This is a genomic window from Micromonospora sp. C41 (genome assembly GCF_018070485.1).
Taxonomy (GTDB): domain Bacteria; phylum Actinomycetota; class Actinomycetes; order Mycobacteriales; family Micromonosporaceae; genus Micromonospora; species Micromonospora chalcea.
The window spans coordinates 109573-124029 of sequence record NZ_JAGPXP010000016.1; the positions used below are offsets into that span (position 1 = coordinate 109573).

13 protein-coding genes are annotated in these 14457 nt (G+C 72.8%); 9 read left to right on the forward strand and 4 right to left on the reverse strand.

Features of this window, described 5'->3' with window-relative positions; genetic code table 11:
• Positions 1–6: 6 nt before the first annotated feature.
• Positions 7–690 carry a trypsin-like serine protease gene (locus KBX43_RS18695; RefSeq protein WP_043327542.1) on the reverse strand — a complete coding sequence of 228 codons (684 nt, stop codon included), beginning with the start codon at positions 688–690 and terminating at the stop codon, positions 7–9.
• Positions 691–1155: 465 nt separating this feature from the next.
• Between KBX43_RS18695 and purS the strand changes: the two genes are divergently transcribed.
• The 4 genes from purS to KBX43_RS18715 all read left to right on the forward strand — a co-directional run bounded on the left by purS (position 1156) and on the right by KBX43_RS18715 (position 5596).
• Complete coding sequence (gene purS / locus KBX43_RS18700; protein ID WP_043327541.1) at positions 1156–1419, forward strand: phosphoribosylformylglycinamidine synthase subunit PurS; 264 nt, start codon at positions 1156–1158, stop codon at positions 1417–1419.
• Positions 1416–2099: a phosphoribosylformylglycinamidine synthase subunit PurQ gene (purQ, locus tag KBX43_RS18705; RefSeq protein ID WP_043327540.1), complete on the forward strand. Its 684-nt coding sequence runs from the start codon at positions 1416–1418 to the stop codon at positions 2097–2099. Before purS ends, purQ begins: the two co-directional genes overlap by 4 nt.
• Positions 2100–2163: 64 nt before the next feature.
• Positions 2164–4836 (forward strand): phosphoribosylformylglycinamidine synthase subunit PurL, encoded by a 2673-nt coding sequence (gene purL, locus KBX43_RS18710; RefSeq protein ID WP_187692731.1) that lies wholly within the window; start codon positions 2164–2166, stop codon positions 4834–4836.
• Positions 4837–4846: 10 nt separating this feature from the next.
• Positions 4847–5596 (forward strand): 2-phosphosulfolactate phosphatase, encoded by a 750-nt coding sequence (locus KBX43_RS18715; RefSeq protein WP_064448462.1) that lies wholly within the window; start codon positions 4847–4849, stop codon positions 5594–5596.
• 94 nt (positions 5597–5690) lie between these two features.
• Here KBX43_RS18715 and KBX43_RS18720 read toward each other — a convergent pair whose 3' ends face one another.
• Positions 5691–7892 (reverse strand): carboxypeptidase-like regulatory domain-containing protein, encoded by a 2202-nt coding sequence (locus KBX43_RS18720; RefSeq protein ID WP_210886002.1) that lies wholly within the window; start codon positions 7890–7892, stop codon positions 5691–5693.
• Between the two features lie 160 nt (positions 7893–8052).
• Here KBX43_RS18720 and KBX43_RS18725 point away from each other — a divergent pair, with 160 nt between their 5' ends.
• From KBX43_RS18725 to amcA, 5 genes are all read left to right on the forward strand, one after another.
• Complete coding sequence (locus KBX43_RS18725) at positions 8053–8406, forward strand: sterol carrier family protein (protein ID WP_043327538.1); 354 nt, start codon at positions 8053–8055, stop codon at positions 8404–8406.
• A gap of 169 nt (positions 8407–8575) precedes the next feature.
• Positions 8576–10093 carry an amidophosphoribosyltransferase gene (gene purF / locus KBX43_RS18730; RefSeq protein ID WP_043330756.1) on the forward strand — a complete coding sequence of 506 codons (1518 nt, stop codon included), beginning with the start codon at positions 8576–8578 and terminating at the stop codon, positions 10091–10093.
• Positions 10094–10150: 57 nt separating this feature from the next.
• Positions 10151–11305 (forward strand): phosphoribosylformylglycinamidine cyclo-ligase, encoded by a 1155-nt coding sequence (purM, locus tag KBX43_RS18735; protein ID WP_043327537.1) that lies wholly within the window; start codon positions 10151–10153, stop codon positions 11303–11305.
• Between the two features lie 127 nt (positions 11306–11432).
• Entirely contained in the window at positions 11433–12524 is a 1092-nt protein-coding gene (gene amcB / locus KBX43_RS18740) for a cyclophane-forming radical SAM peptide maturase AmcB (protein ID WP_208635231.1), read from the forward strand.
• A complete protein-coding gene (amcA, locus tag KBX43_RS18745) occupies positions 12505–12717 on the forward strand; it encodes a multiple cyclophane-containing RiPP AmcA (RefSeq protein ID WP_030500600.1) in 213 nt (70 codons plus the stop codon). The genes amcB and amcA overlap by 20 nt, the downstream gene beginning before the upstream one ends.
• Positions 12718–12863: 146 nt before the next feature.
• Here the strand turns inward: amcA and KBX43_RS18750 are convergent, their stop codons facing one another.
• Both KBX43_RS18750 and KBX43_RS18755 read right to left on the reverse strand, forming a co-directional pair.
• Positions 12864–13079 (reverse strand): DUF3073 domain-containing protein, encoded by a 216-nt coding sequence (locus KBX43_RS18750; protein WP_013283429.1) that lies wholly within the window; start codon positions 13077–13079, stop codon positions 12864–12866.
• Positions 13080–13371: 292 nt separating this feature from the next.
• On the reverse strand, positions 13372–14454 hold the full coding sequence (locus tag KBX43_RS18755; protein ID WP_043327536.1) for a Glu/Leu/Phe/Val dehydrogenase: 1083 nt from the start codon (positions 14452–14454) through the stop codon (positions 13372–13374).
• Positions 14455–14457: the final 3 nt, after the last annotated feature.

The following is a 14457-nucleotide window of genomic DNA, read 5'->3' on the forward strand; positions in this document are numbered from 1 at the left end:
CAACCGTCAGACACCGGCCGTCGAGGCGATCCAGGACCGGTTGTACGCGACACTGCCGTAGTTCTGGATGCTCTGGCCGTCGGCGGTGGAGGCCACGCCGACCTGCTGGCCGTTGTAGAACTGCGGGCCGCCCGAGTCGCCCCGCCAGGCGTTGCCGTTGACCCGGGTGCTCCGGATCGCCTGGCCGCCGTACGCGTCGGTGACGCTGGTGCTGGTCACCCGTACGCTCGCGGTCTTGAGCTGGGGCGACGCGCCGCAACCGCTGTAGCAGGTCATGCCCCAGCCGTAGATGGTGTTCGTGGAGCCGACCGGCGGGTTGCTGCTGGCGAGCGAGACGGCGGAGGTGCTCACCGTGCTGGACAGGCGCAGCAGGGCCAGGTCGTAGCGGGTGTAGGAGGCGCTCACGGTGCGGGTGACGCCACCCGAGGCGTAGTAGACGCTGCCGACCCGCACGGACATGGTGCCGCTGACGCAGTGCCGGGCGGTGAGCACCCACTGGGGCGCGATCACGCTGCCGGAGCAGGTGAACGAGCCGTTGCTGAAGACGGCGGCGGCCCAGGGCGCGGACGAGACGGTGCCGCCACCGATGATCGGCTGCGGGCCGGCCGGCGCGGCGGCGGCGCCGGAGGCGGTGGCCAGGACACCGGCCAGCGCGGTGGTCAGCACGGCGAGCAGGGGACGGAGGCGCATGTCGGGGCTCCTTCTGCGCGACGCCCGGGGTTGCCGGGCAGAATGACACCCGCCGGACGGGGGAGCCGGCGAGAGACGTCGATCGGGTGCATCGACATCTGACGATGCATGCTACGGGCGTGCCTCGCGGTGTCACAAGAGATGAATCGAAAAACGCCGATGGCGTGACGTCCGCCGCGTGTCGCGTCGACGTGCTGTCGGATACCTGTCCAAGCTGGGGCGTTTCGCAGCAGAATGCCTGGTAGAGGGGGGTGCGGAGGGTCACCCACAGGCACCGAGCGCAACGAATTCGCATCGACGCAGCAACGAACGGGCAACGGTGCCCGGCCGGCGTCGCCGGTCCCGCCCGGCACTGCCGGAACTGCCCCCGGCCGGTTCGGGCCGGGCGGTATCTGCCAGGTAGGCTGGCTGCGCTCGCCCGATAGTGGGCCGGCACCCAACTGCGTACACAGTCAGGAGTGCCCCGTGCCTCGCGTCGTAGTCGACGTCATGCTCAAGCCCGAGATCCTCGATCCGCAGGGCCAGGCCGTCGCGAACGCGCTGCCCCGGCTCGGCGTCAGCGACGTCGCCTCGGTTCGGATCGGCAGGCGGATCGAGATCGAGTTCACCGGCGAACCGGACCTGGACCGGGCCCGGGAGATCGCCGACAAGCTGCTGGCCAACCCGGTCATCGAGGACTTCACCGTCCGCGTGGTAAACACCGACGAGACCGCGGGCGCGCAGTCGTGACCGCCCGGGTCGGTGTGGTGACCTTCCCCGGCTCGCTCGACGACGGGGACGCGGCCCGGGCCGTGCGGATCGCCGGCGCCGAGGCGGTCCGGCTCTGGCACGGCGACCCGGACCTGCACGGGGTGGACGCCGTCGTCCTGCCCGGCGGCTTCTCCTACGGTGACTACCTGCGCTGCGGCGCCATCGCCCGGTTCGCCCCGGTGATGGAGACGATCGTCCAGGCCGCGCGAGGTGGCCTGCCGGTGCTCGGCATCTGCAACGGCTTCCAGATCCTCTGCGAGGCGCACCTGCTGCCCGGCGCGCTCACCCGCAACCAGCACCTGCACTTCCGCAACCGGGACCAGGTCCTGCGGATCGAGGCCACCGGCACCGCCTGGACCAACGCGTTCCAGCCGGGCCAGGAGGTGCTCGTCCCGGTCAAGAACGGCGAGGGCTGCTACGTCGCGGACGCCGCGACGCTCGACCGGCTGGAGGGCGAGGGCCGCGTCGTCGCCCGCTACGTCGGCGGCAACCCCAACGGATCGCTGCGCGACATCGCCGCGATCACCAACGAGGCCGGCAACGTGGTCGGCATCATGCCGCACCCCGAGCACGCGGTGGAGGCGCTCACCGGCCCGTCCCTGGACGGCCTCGGCTTCTTCACCTCGGTGCTCAAGCACCTGGTGGGAGCGCCGGCGTGATGGTGGCCGTGATCATCGGTCGGCTCACCCGCCGCACGGGCGGCGAGCGCAACAAGGAGACGTCATGACCACCCATCCGGACCCGGCCCTGCGGGAGCCGCAGGGCGGCCCGACCGACGAGTGGGCGCCGGGCGTGGACACCGTCCCCCGGGCCGCCGAGACGCCGGAAGAGCTTCAGCCGTACGCCGAGCTGGGCCTCCGCGACGACGAGTACGACCGGATCCGGCACATCCTCGGCCGCCGGCCCACCCAGGCCGAGCTGGCCATGTACTCGATCATGTGGAGCGAGCACTGCTCCTACAAGTCGAGCAAGGTGCACCTGCGCCAGTTCGGCGAGAAGGCCCCGCCGAGCGACCGGCTGCTCGCCGGCATCGGGGAGAACGCCGGCGTGGTCCAGGTCTCCGACGAGCTGGCGGTGACCTTCAAGGTCGAGTCGCACAACCACCCGAGCTTCGTCGAGCCGTACCAGGGCGCGGCGACCGGCGTCGGCGGCATCGTCCGCGACATCCTCGCCATGGGCGCGCGCCCGGTCGCCGTGATGGACCCGCTGCGCTTCGGCGCGGCCGACCACCCGGACACCGCCCGGGTGCTGCCCGGCGTGGTCGCCGGCGTCGGCGGCTACGGCAACTGCCTCGGCCTGCCCAACATCGGCGGCGAGGTCGTCTTCGACCCCTGCTACCAGGGCAACCCGCTGGTCAACGCGCTCTGCCTGGGCGTGCTGCCGGTCGACCGCCTGCAGAAGAAGGACGCCACCGGCCCCGGCAACATCGTGGTCCTGATGGGCGCCAAGACCGGCCGCGACGGCATCGGCGGCGTGTCGGTGCTGGCCAGCGCCACCTTCGACGAGGGCAGCGAGCAGCGCCGCCCGTCCGTGCAGGTCGGCGACCCGTTCATGGAGAAGTTGCTGATCGAGGCGTGCCTGGAGCTGTACGACGCCGAACTGGTCGTCGGCATCCAGGACCTCGGCGGCGCCGGCCTGACCTGCGCGCTCACCGAGACCGCCGCCTCCGCCGGCACCGGCATGCGGGTGTGGCTGGAGCGGGTGCCGCTGCGCGAGCCGTCGATGGAGCCGCACGAGATCCTGGCCAGCGAGTCCCAGGAGCGGATGCTGCTCGTCGTCTCGCCGGACAAGCTCGACGCGGTCCTCAAGACCGCCGAGAAGTGGGGCGTCTGGGCCACCGCCATCGGCGAGGTCACCGCGCCGTCCCCGGACGGCCAGCCGGGCCGCCTGGTCGTCACCTGGCGTGACCAGCTCGTGGTGGACGTGCCGCCGGGCTCGCTCGTCGACGACGGCCCGGTCTACGCCCGGCCGATGCGCGAGCCGGCCGACCTGATCCTGCTCCAGGCCGACCGCGCCGAGACGCTGCCCCGGCCGAACACCCCGGAGGCGCTCCGGGAGACCGTGCTGCGCATGATCGCGTCGCCCAACCTGGCCGACAAGACCTGGGTCACCGAGCAGTACGACCGCTACGTGCTCGGCAACACCGTGCTCGCCCAGCCGGAGGACTCCGGCGTGATCCGGATCGACGAGCGCAGCGGCCTCGGCGTCGCGCTCTCCGTCGACGGCAACGGCCGGTACGCCCGCCTCGACCCGTACCACGGGACGAAGCTGGCGCTGGCCGAGGCGTACCGGAACGTGGCGGTGACCGGCGCGAAGCCGATCGCGGTCACCAACTGCCTGAACTTCGGCTCGCCGGAGGACCCGGGCGTGATGTGGCAGTTCGCCGAGGCCGTACGCGGCCTGGCGGACGGCTGCCTGGAGCTGGGCATCCCGGTGACCGGCGGCAACGTCAGCTTCTACAACCAGACCGGCGCGGCGGCCATCCACCCGACCCCGGTGGTCGGCGTGCTCGGCGTGCTCGACGACGTGGCGAACCGGGTGCCGATGGGCTTCGTGCCCCGCGCGGCCGGCGACCACGACCAGCTCTTCCTGCTGGGCGAGACGCACGTCGAGCTGTCCGGCTCGGAGTGGGCCTGGGTGACCCACGAGCACCTGGGCGGCATCCCGCCGCAGGTCGACCTGGCCCGTGAGCGGCAGCTCGCCGAGCTGCTGGCCGAGGCGGCCCGCGTCGGTCACCTCAGCTCGGCGCACGATCTCTCCGACGGCGGCCTGGCGCAGAGCCTGGTCGAGTCGGCCCTGCGCCGCGGTGTCGGCGCCCGGGTCGTGGTGCCGGAGCACTTCGCCGGTGGCTCGATGCCGTTCGTGTTCCTGTTCAGCGAGTCCGCCGGCCGGGCGCTGGTGTCGGTGCCGCGCGGGCACGAGAAGGCGTTCACCGCCCTCTGCGCCGAGCGCGGCGTGCCGTGGGAGTTCATCGGCGTCACCGACCCGGCCTCCGGCGCGCTGGAGGTGCACGGCCAGTTCCGGATCGGCCTGGACGAGCTGCGCGAGGCGCACAGCGGCACGCTGCCGCGCCTGTTCGGCGCGGCCGAGGCGGCGCGGGTGGAGGTGGCGGCGACCCGTACCGGGACCACCACCGTGCTTCCGGCCACCGCCGAGCAGCCGGTCGGCGTGGACCCGGCCGAGGTCGCCTCCGAGCCGATCGCCGAGACGGGCACGGACGCCTCGCCGGCCGAGGCGCCCGCGCCGGCCGCCACCGACTCCGCTCCGGCCGCGTCCGACGCGGATTCCGACGAGACCGCGCCGGCCGCCGACGCGACCCCGGCGCAGGACGCTTCGGCGCCTGCCGACGGGTCCGACGGCCCGGCTCCCGGTGAGCCGGCGCCGGACCGGCGCTGAGGCCTCGGCTTTGGCCGTTTTCGCCCAGCCCGGCGCCGGTGCCCGCTTCGACTGGGGACTGACCGGGGCGGCGGAGCTCGGCCGGGTCTGCGCCGCCCTGGTGGTGGTGGACGTGCTGTCGTTCACCACCGCCGTGGAGGTGGCGGTGAGCCGCGGCATGCGGGTACACCCGTTCCCGTGGGGCGAGCAGGCCGCCGACTACGCCCGCCGGGTCGGCGCCGTAGCTGCGGTGGGCCGCCGGAGGACGACAGCGGAGCACCCGTGGTCGCTCTCCCCGGCGGCGCTGCGGGCCGCGCCCGTCGTCGCCGACCTGGTGCTGCCGTCGCCGAACGGCTCGGCGATCAGCGCCGCCGCGAGCGCCACCGGAGTGCCGGTGGTCGCGGCCTGCCTGCGCAACGCGCGCGCCGTCGGGCGCTGGCTCCGCACCCAGGGGTACGGCTCGACCGACGCTCCCGTGGGTGTGGTGGCGGCCGGGGAGCGCTGGCCCGACGGGTCACTGCGGCCCTGCGTGGAGGACCAGCTCGGCGCGGCCTGCGTGCTCGACGCGCTCGCCGGGGTGCCCGGCGGACTTTCGGTGGAGGCAGCGATGGCGCTGGCCGCGCTCGCCAGCACCCCTGATGTGCCGGCGGCGGTGCGGGGGTGCGTGTCCGGCCGGGAACTCGCCGAGGGTGGCTTCGCCGAGGACGTCGACGTCGCGACCGAGGTCGGCGTCTCCGACGTGGTGCCGGTGCTGCGCCAGGACTACTTCGCCGCCGCCTGACTCACCGGCTCCACCACCCGCTCGACGGGGTATCAACCAACGACTGTGGCCGCCCGCGAACGCGGGCGGCCACAGTCATGCGTGCTGGTGGCTGTCAGTCGTCCAGCCAGTCGAGACGCCGGCCGCCGCGATCCCCCTGCGCGTCCGGGCGGGCGCGACCGGCCTGCGCCGGGTCGTTGGGGTAGGCGTTGTCGTAGCCGCCACCGCGCTGCTGCGGCGGCTCCTGGCCGTAACCACCCTGCTGGCCGTAACCACCCTGCGGGGACTGGCCGTAGCCGTCGCCGTATCCGCCGCCCTGCTGGCCGTATCCGCCCGCCTGGTGCCCGCCGTCGTATCCGCCGGTGCTGCCGTAGCCGCCACCGGCCGGGGCGTTGTCGTAGCCGCCCTGCTGGCGGCCGGCGTCGTAGCCACCGGCCGGGGCGTCGTACCCGCCTGCGGGCGCGCTGTCGTAGCCACCAGCCGGGGCGTCGCCGTATCCACCGGTGGCCCGGCCACCGCCGTAGCCCGCGTCGCCGTACCCGCCGGCCGGGGCGTCGCCGTAGCCACCGGCGCCGCCGTAGCCGCCCGCCGGGGCGTCGCCGTAACCGCCCTGCTGGCGGCCGCTGTCGTAGCCGCCGGTGGGCGCGTTGTCGTAGCCACCCGAGGCGGCGCCGTACCCGCCGCCGGAGCGGTAGCCGTCACCCTGCTCCGCGCCGCGGCCGTACCCGGCCGGGCCGGACTGGTCGTACCCGCGGTCCTGCTCCGGCTGGTAGGTGCTGGTCGGGTACGGGTCGGCCGCCGGCGCGTACTGCGTGCTGTCGCCGGTGTAGCGGCCGGTGGGCTCGTCGAAGCGCTCGTTGCCGTAGCCGCCGCCCTGGGCCGCGTATCCGGCCGCGCCGGCCGCGGCGCCCGCGGCGTAGTCCGGGCTGCCGTAGCCGGCCCCGGAGGACGGACCGTTGCCGTAGCCGCCGCCCGAGGAGGGCGCGGTGCCGTATCCGCCGCCGGAGGCGGGCGCGTCGCCGTAGCCGTTGCCGGCGCCGTAGCCGCCCTGCCCGGGCGCGTCGTCGCCGTAGCCGTACCCGGCCTGTCCCGCGCCGACGCCGTACGCCGGTCCGGGCGGTGCGCCGTACGGGTCCGGTGGGACGTCGTCCACGACCGGCCGCTGGAGCATGGTGGGGGCGTCGCTGATCGACGGGCCGCCGACCATCGTCGCCGCCGGTCCAGCGCCCATGCCGTTCACCACACGGGTCTGGTCGTCGGTGCCGTGGTAGGCACCCCGGGCCGCGGGGATCGCGCCGGCCGCGGCGGCGCCGCCGGGGCCACCCGGACCGACCGGTCCACCCGGGCCGTCGCCGTCACCGTCGTCGCCCTCGTTCTTGCGCCGCATGTAGAGCAGCACGATGGTGCCCACACCGACGGCGACGAACAGGCCGCCGAGCAGGATCAGCAGCCAGGAGCCCATGCCCCCGGAGTCCTCGTTCGCGGTCGGCTCCTGGGCGGCCGGCGCGTCGGTGGCCGGGGTGTCGGCCGGGTCCTCCTCGAGCGGCTCGTCCGACGGCGGGGCGGACTCACTCGCCGACGGGGTGGCGCTCGGGCTCGCCGACGCCCGCAGCTGAATGCTGAGCCGGACGCCGGTCACGGACTGGCCGGCGCTGGCGTTTATCGACCTGGCGACCGGGGTGGCGCCGTCGGTCGAGGCGCCCACCTCGATCCGGCCGGGTGCGATCGGGTTGGAGTCGGAGCCGCTGAAGCTGAAGTTGCCGTTGCCGCTGGTGTTGGTACGGCGCTCCTTGCCCGCGCTGTCGCGCAGCATGACGAGGGCGCCTTCGATCGGGTCGCCGTCGGCGTTTACCACCTTGCCGGACACCGTCTTGACGGTCTGCGGCTGCTGCGGCTCCTGCGCGGCGGCTCGCACCGTTAGAGAAAGGGACGCGCTGTTCGAGTCGCTCGGCGTCTCTGCGGTGAATTGAACGCTTGCACCGTCGGTTGCCGACGCGTTGGCGCTGGCCTTTAGCGTTACTGGCACATTGCGTTGTCCAACGACAGCAGTTGGCGCATTGCAGCCCGCGCTGCACGTGACGCCTGCCGGCAGACCGGCCACCCTGATCGTGACCTGGGTTGGGCCGGGATCGGTGACCTTGACTCTCACCTGAACGGAGGCGTCGCTGCCGGCGCTGATAGTCACAGCACCCGGGTTGACGCTGACTTCCGGGGGCTCCGCGAGGGCGGGGGTGGCGGGGACGGTGAGCAGGGCGCCGAAGACCAGCGCTACGACCACACCGGCCCGCTGCTTCCAGGCACGTCGGTGTGTTGACACGTCCACCGCCTTCCGGGTCTGATCTCTCCGCCGGCCGCTCGGCCGAGGTTGATCACTCACGGTACGAATAACGCCGTCGGCAACTATGCCTTGTCTGACCGGATCATCTCTACCCAGGGCCGCCGCAGGGCGGCGTTCTGCCGGGTCGTATCGTCCCGTCGTGTCCTCTCCGCACGCTTATTCCGAAGCGGTACTCGCCGCCCTGGCGGCGCTGGACGAGGGGCGTACGCCCGAACGGCCGGTCCTCCGGGAGGCGGTCCGGACCCTCTTGGCTGCCCTCACGGATCGCGCCCCCGGCCGATCGGTGGAGGTGCGCGTCCCACCCTACGGTGCGGTGCAGTGCGTGAGTGGTCCACGACACACCCGCGGCACGCCCCCGAACGTGGTGGAGATGGACCCGCCGACGTGGCTGGCGCTCGCCACCGGACGCCTCGACTGGGCGCGAGCGGTCACCGACGGTCGCGTACGGGTGTCGGGGAACCGGGCCGACCTTTCCGCGTACCTCCCGATTTAGCCGGCGGACGGCCGCAACCCGCACTCACCCTGAGCGGGGACTCCGTGACTGTCGGTATCGACTGCTGTTCGCGTACACTGAGAGCCGACGACGGTCCCGGCCCATAGCGTGCGGAGCTGACCCCCGACTCCGCCAGGCCAGTCCAGACCCCACCAAGAGGGAGCGGCAGGTGCCCCGAGGCGATGGCCGGCTGAGCCACGACCTTGACCCCGAGCGACCCGGCCCCCAGGACGCGTGCGGCGTCTTCGGCGTCTGGGCCCCCGGGGAAGAGGTCGCCAACCTCACCTACTTCGGGCTCTACGCCCTCCAGCACCGGGGCCAGGAGGCCGCGGGCATCGCAGTGAGCGACGGTTCCGGCGTCGTGGTCTACAAGGATCTCGGCCTGGTCGCCCAGGTGTTCGACGAGCCGACGCTGGCGAGCCTGCGCGGGCACGTCGCGATCGGGCACGCGCGCTACTCCACCACCGGCGGCTCGACCTGGGAGAACGCCCAGCCGACGATCCGCGCCACCAGCGCCGGCACCACCATCGCGCTGGCGCACAACGGCAACCTGGTCAACACCGCCGAGCTGCAGCGCGAGGCCGCAGTGCGCGGGCTCGACCCGGACGGCTCGACGAACGACACCTCGCTGGTGACGATGCTGCTGGCCAGCCGGCCCGACCTGTCGGTCGAGGCGGCGGCGCTGGAGGTGCTGCCGCAACTGCGCGGCGCGTTCAGCTTCGTTTTCATGGACGAGTCGACGCTCTACGCGGCGCGCGACGCGCACGGCGTACGCCCGCTGGTGCTCGGCCGCCTCGAACGCGGCTGGGTGGTGGCCAGCGAGACCGCCGCGCTGGACATCGTCGGCGCGAGCGTGGTCCGCGAGGTCGAGCCGGGCGAGCTGATCGCCATCGACGAGAACGGGCTGCGCTCCAGCCGGTTCGCCGCGCCCGAGCCCAAGGGCTGCCTCTTCGAGTACGTGTACATCGCCCGGCCGGACGCCACCATCGCCGGCCGTAACGTGCACGCCGCGCGGGTGCAGATCGGCCGTCAGCTCGCCAAGGAGCACCCGGTCGAGGCCGACCTGGTGATCCCGGTGCCGGAGTCCGGCACGCCGGCCGCGATCGGCTACGCCGAGGAATCAGGCATCACCTACGGCCAGGGCCTGATGAAGAACCCGTACGTCGGGCGCACCTTCATCCAGCCCTCGCAGACGCTGCGCGCGCTCGGCGTCCGGCTGAAGCTGAACCCGCTGCGGCAGAACGTACGCGGCAAGCGCCTGGTGGTGGTGGACGACTCGATCGTCCGCGGAACCACCCAGCGGGCGATCGTCCGGTTGCTGCGCGAGGCGGGCGCCCTGGAGGTCCATGTCCGGATCTCCTCGCCGCCGGTGAGCTGGCCCTGCTTCTACGGCATCGACTTCGCCACCCGGGCCGAACTGCTGGCCAACGGGCTGGACAACGAGGGAATCCGGCGCTCGATCGGCGCCGACACGCTCGGGTACGTATCGCTGCCCGGTCTCATCGCCGCGACCGAGCAGCCGAAGAGCCGGCTCTGCCGGGCGTGCTTCGATGGGGAGTATCCGATCGAACTGCCGGCCGGGAACCTGATCGGCAAGCACGTGCTCGAAGGAGTGGGACGCCGGGTCGCCGCCGAGGCGGCCGGGCCGACCGGTCCGCTCGTCGCCACACCGACCCACCACCCGTAGCACCACCGACGCGGGTCCGGCCGCTCCGGGCTCGCGGGAACCACAAAGGGGAGAACCGTGACGCACGTGTCCGAGCGCAGCGGCGCAGGATCCAGCCCGACGGGCGCCGGCGGCGACCGCCAGCCCTGGTCGGCGGGGTCCGGCCGGACGCAGCGCAAACGCTCGGTCTCGTACGCCGACGCCGGGGTGTCGATCGAGGCGGGCGACCGCGCGGTCGAGCTGCTCAAGTCCAAGGTCAAGGAGACCCGGCGCCCGGAGGTCCTGGGTGACCTGGGCGGCTTCGCCGGCCTGTTCCGGCTGGACACGAAGAAGTACAAGAATCCGATCCTGGCCTCCTCGACCGACGGCGTCGGCACCAAGCTGGTGATCGCGCAGCAGCTCGACATCCACGACACGGTCGGCATCGACCTGGTCGCCATGGTCGTCGACGACCTGGTCGCCTGCGGCGCCGAGCCGCTGTTCCTGCTCGACTACATCGCCACCGGCGAGGTCGTGCCGGACAAGGTCGCCGAGATCGGCGCGGGCATCGCGGACGGCTGCCGGTACGCCGGCTGCGCGCTGCTGGGTGGCGAGACCGCCGAGCACCCGGGCGTGCTGCGCCCCGACGAGTACGACATCTCCGCCACCGGCGTCGGCGTGGTGGAGGAGAGCGAGATCCTCACCCCGGAGCGGGTGGAGGTGGGTGACGTGGTGATCGCCATGCGCTCCTCCGGCCTGCACTCCAACGGCTACTCCCTGGTCCGGCACGTGCTGCTGGGCGCCGGCCGGATGCGGCTGGACGTGGTGATCGACGACTTCGGCCGCCAGCGGACGCTCGGCGAGGAGCTGCTCACCCCGACCAAGATCTACGCGCAGGACTGCCTCAAGCTGATCGCCGAGGCCGAGGTGCGGGCGCTGGCCCACGTCACCGGCGGCGGCATCCCCGGCAACCTGGTCCGGGTGCTGCCGGAGCACGTCGACGCCGTGGTCAACCGCTCCACCTGGAAGCCGCAGCCGATCTTCGATCTGATCCAGACCAAGGGCCGGATCGAGGACCCGGAGATGGAGGCGACGTTCAACATGGGCGTCGGCATGTTCGCGATCGTCTCCGCCGAGGACGCCGACCGCGCGCTGGCCACCCTGACCGGCCGGGGCGTGGACGCCTGGCAGGCGGGCGAGATCATCGAGGGGTCCGGCAACGTGCAGATGGTCGGGCAGCACACCCGGGGCTGATCACCCTGCGCCGATCGGCCGGGCACCTGATCGGGGGTTCACCCGAGCGGTCGCCGCGGCCTAGCCTGGAGGTTCGGTTTTCAGGCAGGCGGGGGAGGTGCTGATGGCCGCACGTGCGCCCGAAGGGATGCGGGGTATCGCCGCCGTCCCGTCGTACGTGGTGATGCAGCCGACCACCCTGTGCAACCTCGACTGCGCCTACTGCTACCTGCCGCTTCGGGCGGCCGATCGGCGGATGCCGGTGGCCGTCGCCGAGGCGGTGGCGGCGTCGGTGAACCCGTGGGCGACGGGTGGTCGCTTCTCCGTGGTCTGGCACGGCGGGGAGCCGCTCGCGGCCGGCCGGGAGCATCTGGCCGCCCTGCTGGCGCCGTTCGGGCCGGACGTCGAGCACCACGTGCAGACGAACGCCACGCTGATCGACGACGCCTGGTGCGCGTTCTTCGCCGAGCACCGGGTGCGGGTCAGCGTCAGCGTGGACGGGCCACGGGCCCGCAACGCCGAGCGGGTCACCCGGGGCGGGCGGCCCGCGTACGACCGGATCGTGGCCGGGGTGGCGGCGCTGCGCCGCCACGGCGTGCCGTTCTCGGCGCTGGCTGTGGTGTCCCGGCCGGAGCCGGGCCTGGCGACCGAGCTGTACGACTACTTCCTCGACCTGGGCTGCGACGTGCTCGGCGTCAACATCGAGGAGACCGAGGGCGTCAACACCCGGACCAACGCCCGGGACGCGGGCGCGGTCACCGGGTTCTGGGCGGAGCTGGTCGCGGCCTGGCGGCGTGATCCCCGGATCCACCTGCGCGAGGTGGAGTGGTCGCTGCGGTACGCGGGCGCGGTGCTGGCCGGCACCGCCGACGCCCTGCTGCCCCGCCGCCTCGACCCGATCCCGACGGTCGGGCACGACGGTTCGGTGGTGGTGCTCTCGCCGGAGCTGGCCGGCTTCACGGACCCGCACTACGGCGACTTCACCAGCGGGAACGTGCTCACCACCCCGCTGGGCGAGATCCTCGCCGACGCGGCCGGCACGCCCTGGGTGGGCGAGTTCCTCACCGGCGTGGAGGCGTGCCGGACGTCCTGCGCGTACTTCGGCTTCTGTGGGGGTGGGCACGCCGCCAACCGCTACTTCGAGCTGGGGCGTTTCGACGGTACGGAGACCGAGCACTGCCGGAACAGCAAGATCCGCCTACTGGAGGGAGTGTTGGAGCATGCCCGAGACCATCAGTGACACCGACCGGGGGGCAGTGGCCGACCGGGTGCGGGACGCCGCTGCGGGGCTTACCGCTCTGCTCCGTGAGGCGGAGGCGGCGCGGCTGCTGCGGGCGGAGGTGTCGGGCGGCGACGGCGCCAACGCGGTCTGCGCCTGGAACCACTTCGAGAACATCCCGACGTTCTACAACTGGAACAACCGGCCGCGCTGAGGGCTCGGTTCCGCGATCAGGGACCTGCCGGCGAGTCGGGGCGGCACCCCGGCACGGCAGGTCCCTGATCGTCGGTCGTACGCCGGCTCAGCAGAGCACATGCGTGAGCACGCGGGGGTTACCGCGTGCTCAGATGTGACCGGAGGTCAGCGGGTCGGACGAGCCCAGGTGTCCGGGTCGTCGTCCGCGTGGTCCTCGTCATCGTCGTCGACATACTCTTTGTAGTCGTCGTCGAAGTTGTGCTCAGACTTCCCACTACCCGCCAGTTCGCGCTGCAAGGCGGTTAGGTCGGTGTTCGGGGAGTGATACTTCAACTCCCGCGCCACCTTCGTCTGCTTGGCCTTAGCACGGCCGCGCCCCATGGCTCGACCCCCTCGCACAGAATGCGGGGCAGCCCGAAGGCGGGCCCCGATGACGTCAGGCATCTCTCGTGGCTCTTACGGTACATGGGGATGCCATCGTTCGGCACCTCGGGTCACCGTCGACCGGACCTGCGCGTCGCAGTGGTCCAGCCGTCACCAAGTGTACCGGGTAAGGGGTAAGGTCCGGGGCTGGCCGTGACAGCGGACAAATGGGTACGAACGGGCCCGAGGCTCAGCTTAACGCGCACGGCCTCCGGGGGTGGAGTCGCCGCTCCGCCCCCGGAGGTGAGCTTCACCGCAGATGGATCGCGCGCAGCCGGCCGACCTCGGCCATCCGCCGCTCGGCGAGCCGGTCCGCGGCCACCGCCGGGGGTACGCCCTCGTCGTCGGCGAGCTGGAGGATCTGCCGGGTGGTGTCGAAGATCCGGGTGGCGCGCAGCTTGGCGCGCTCGAAGTTGAAGCCCTCGATCTCGTCGGCCACCTGGATCACGCCGCCCGCGTTCACCACGTAGTCCGGGGTGTAGAGGATGCCCCGGTCGGCGAGCACCTTCTCGATGCCCGAGTGGGCGAGCTGGTTGTTCGCCGCTCCGGTGACGACCTTCGCCCGCAGCACCGGCACGGTCTCGTCGTTCAGCGCGCCGCCGAGCGCGCACGGGGCGTACACGTCGATGTCGGAGGCGACCAGCGCCGCGGTGTCGTCGACCAGGGTGACCTGCGGGTGGGTGGCGCGCGCCCACTCCAGGGCGCGCGGGTTCACGTCGGTCGCCACGACCTCGGCGCCGTCGTCGAGCAGGTGGGCGGTCAGGTACTTGCCGACCTTGCCCAGCCCGGCCACGCCGACCCGGCGGCCGGCCAGCGTCGGGCTGCCCCAGACGTGCTCGGCGGCGGCCCGCATGCCCTGGAAGACGCCCCACGCGGTGAGGATCGAGGAGTCGCCGGCGCCGCCATGCTCCACGCTGCGGCCGGTGACGTACCGGGTCTCGCGCGCGATCACGTCCATGTCCGCGACGTACGTGCCGACGTCACAGGCGGTGTAGTAGCGGCCGTTGAGTGACTCGACGAAGCGGCCGTACGCGCGCAGCAGCGCCTCGCTCTTGATCTGCTCGGGGTCGCCCCAGATGACCGCCTTGCCGCCACCGAGGTCGAGGTTCGCCAGCGCGTTCTTGTAGGCCATGCCGCGGGAGAGGTCGAGCACGTCGGCGAGGGCGTCGGCCTCCGTGGCGTACGGGTAGAACCGGGTCCCGCCGAGCGCGGGGCCCAGCGCGGTGGAGTAGATCCCGATGATCGCCTTCAGGCCGGACTGCTTGTCCTGGCAGAACACGACCTGCTCATGCCCCGTGGAAACGGGGTCGTCGGTGCTGGCGAATACGCCCATGGC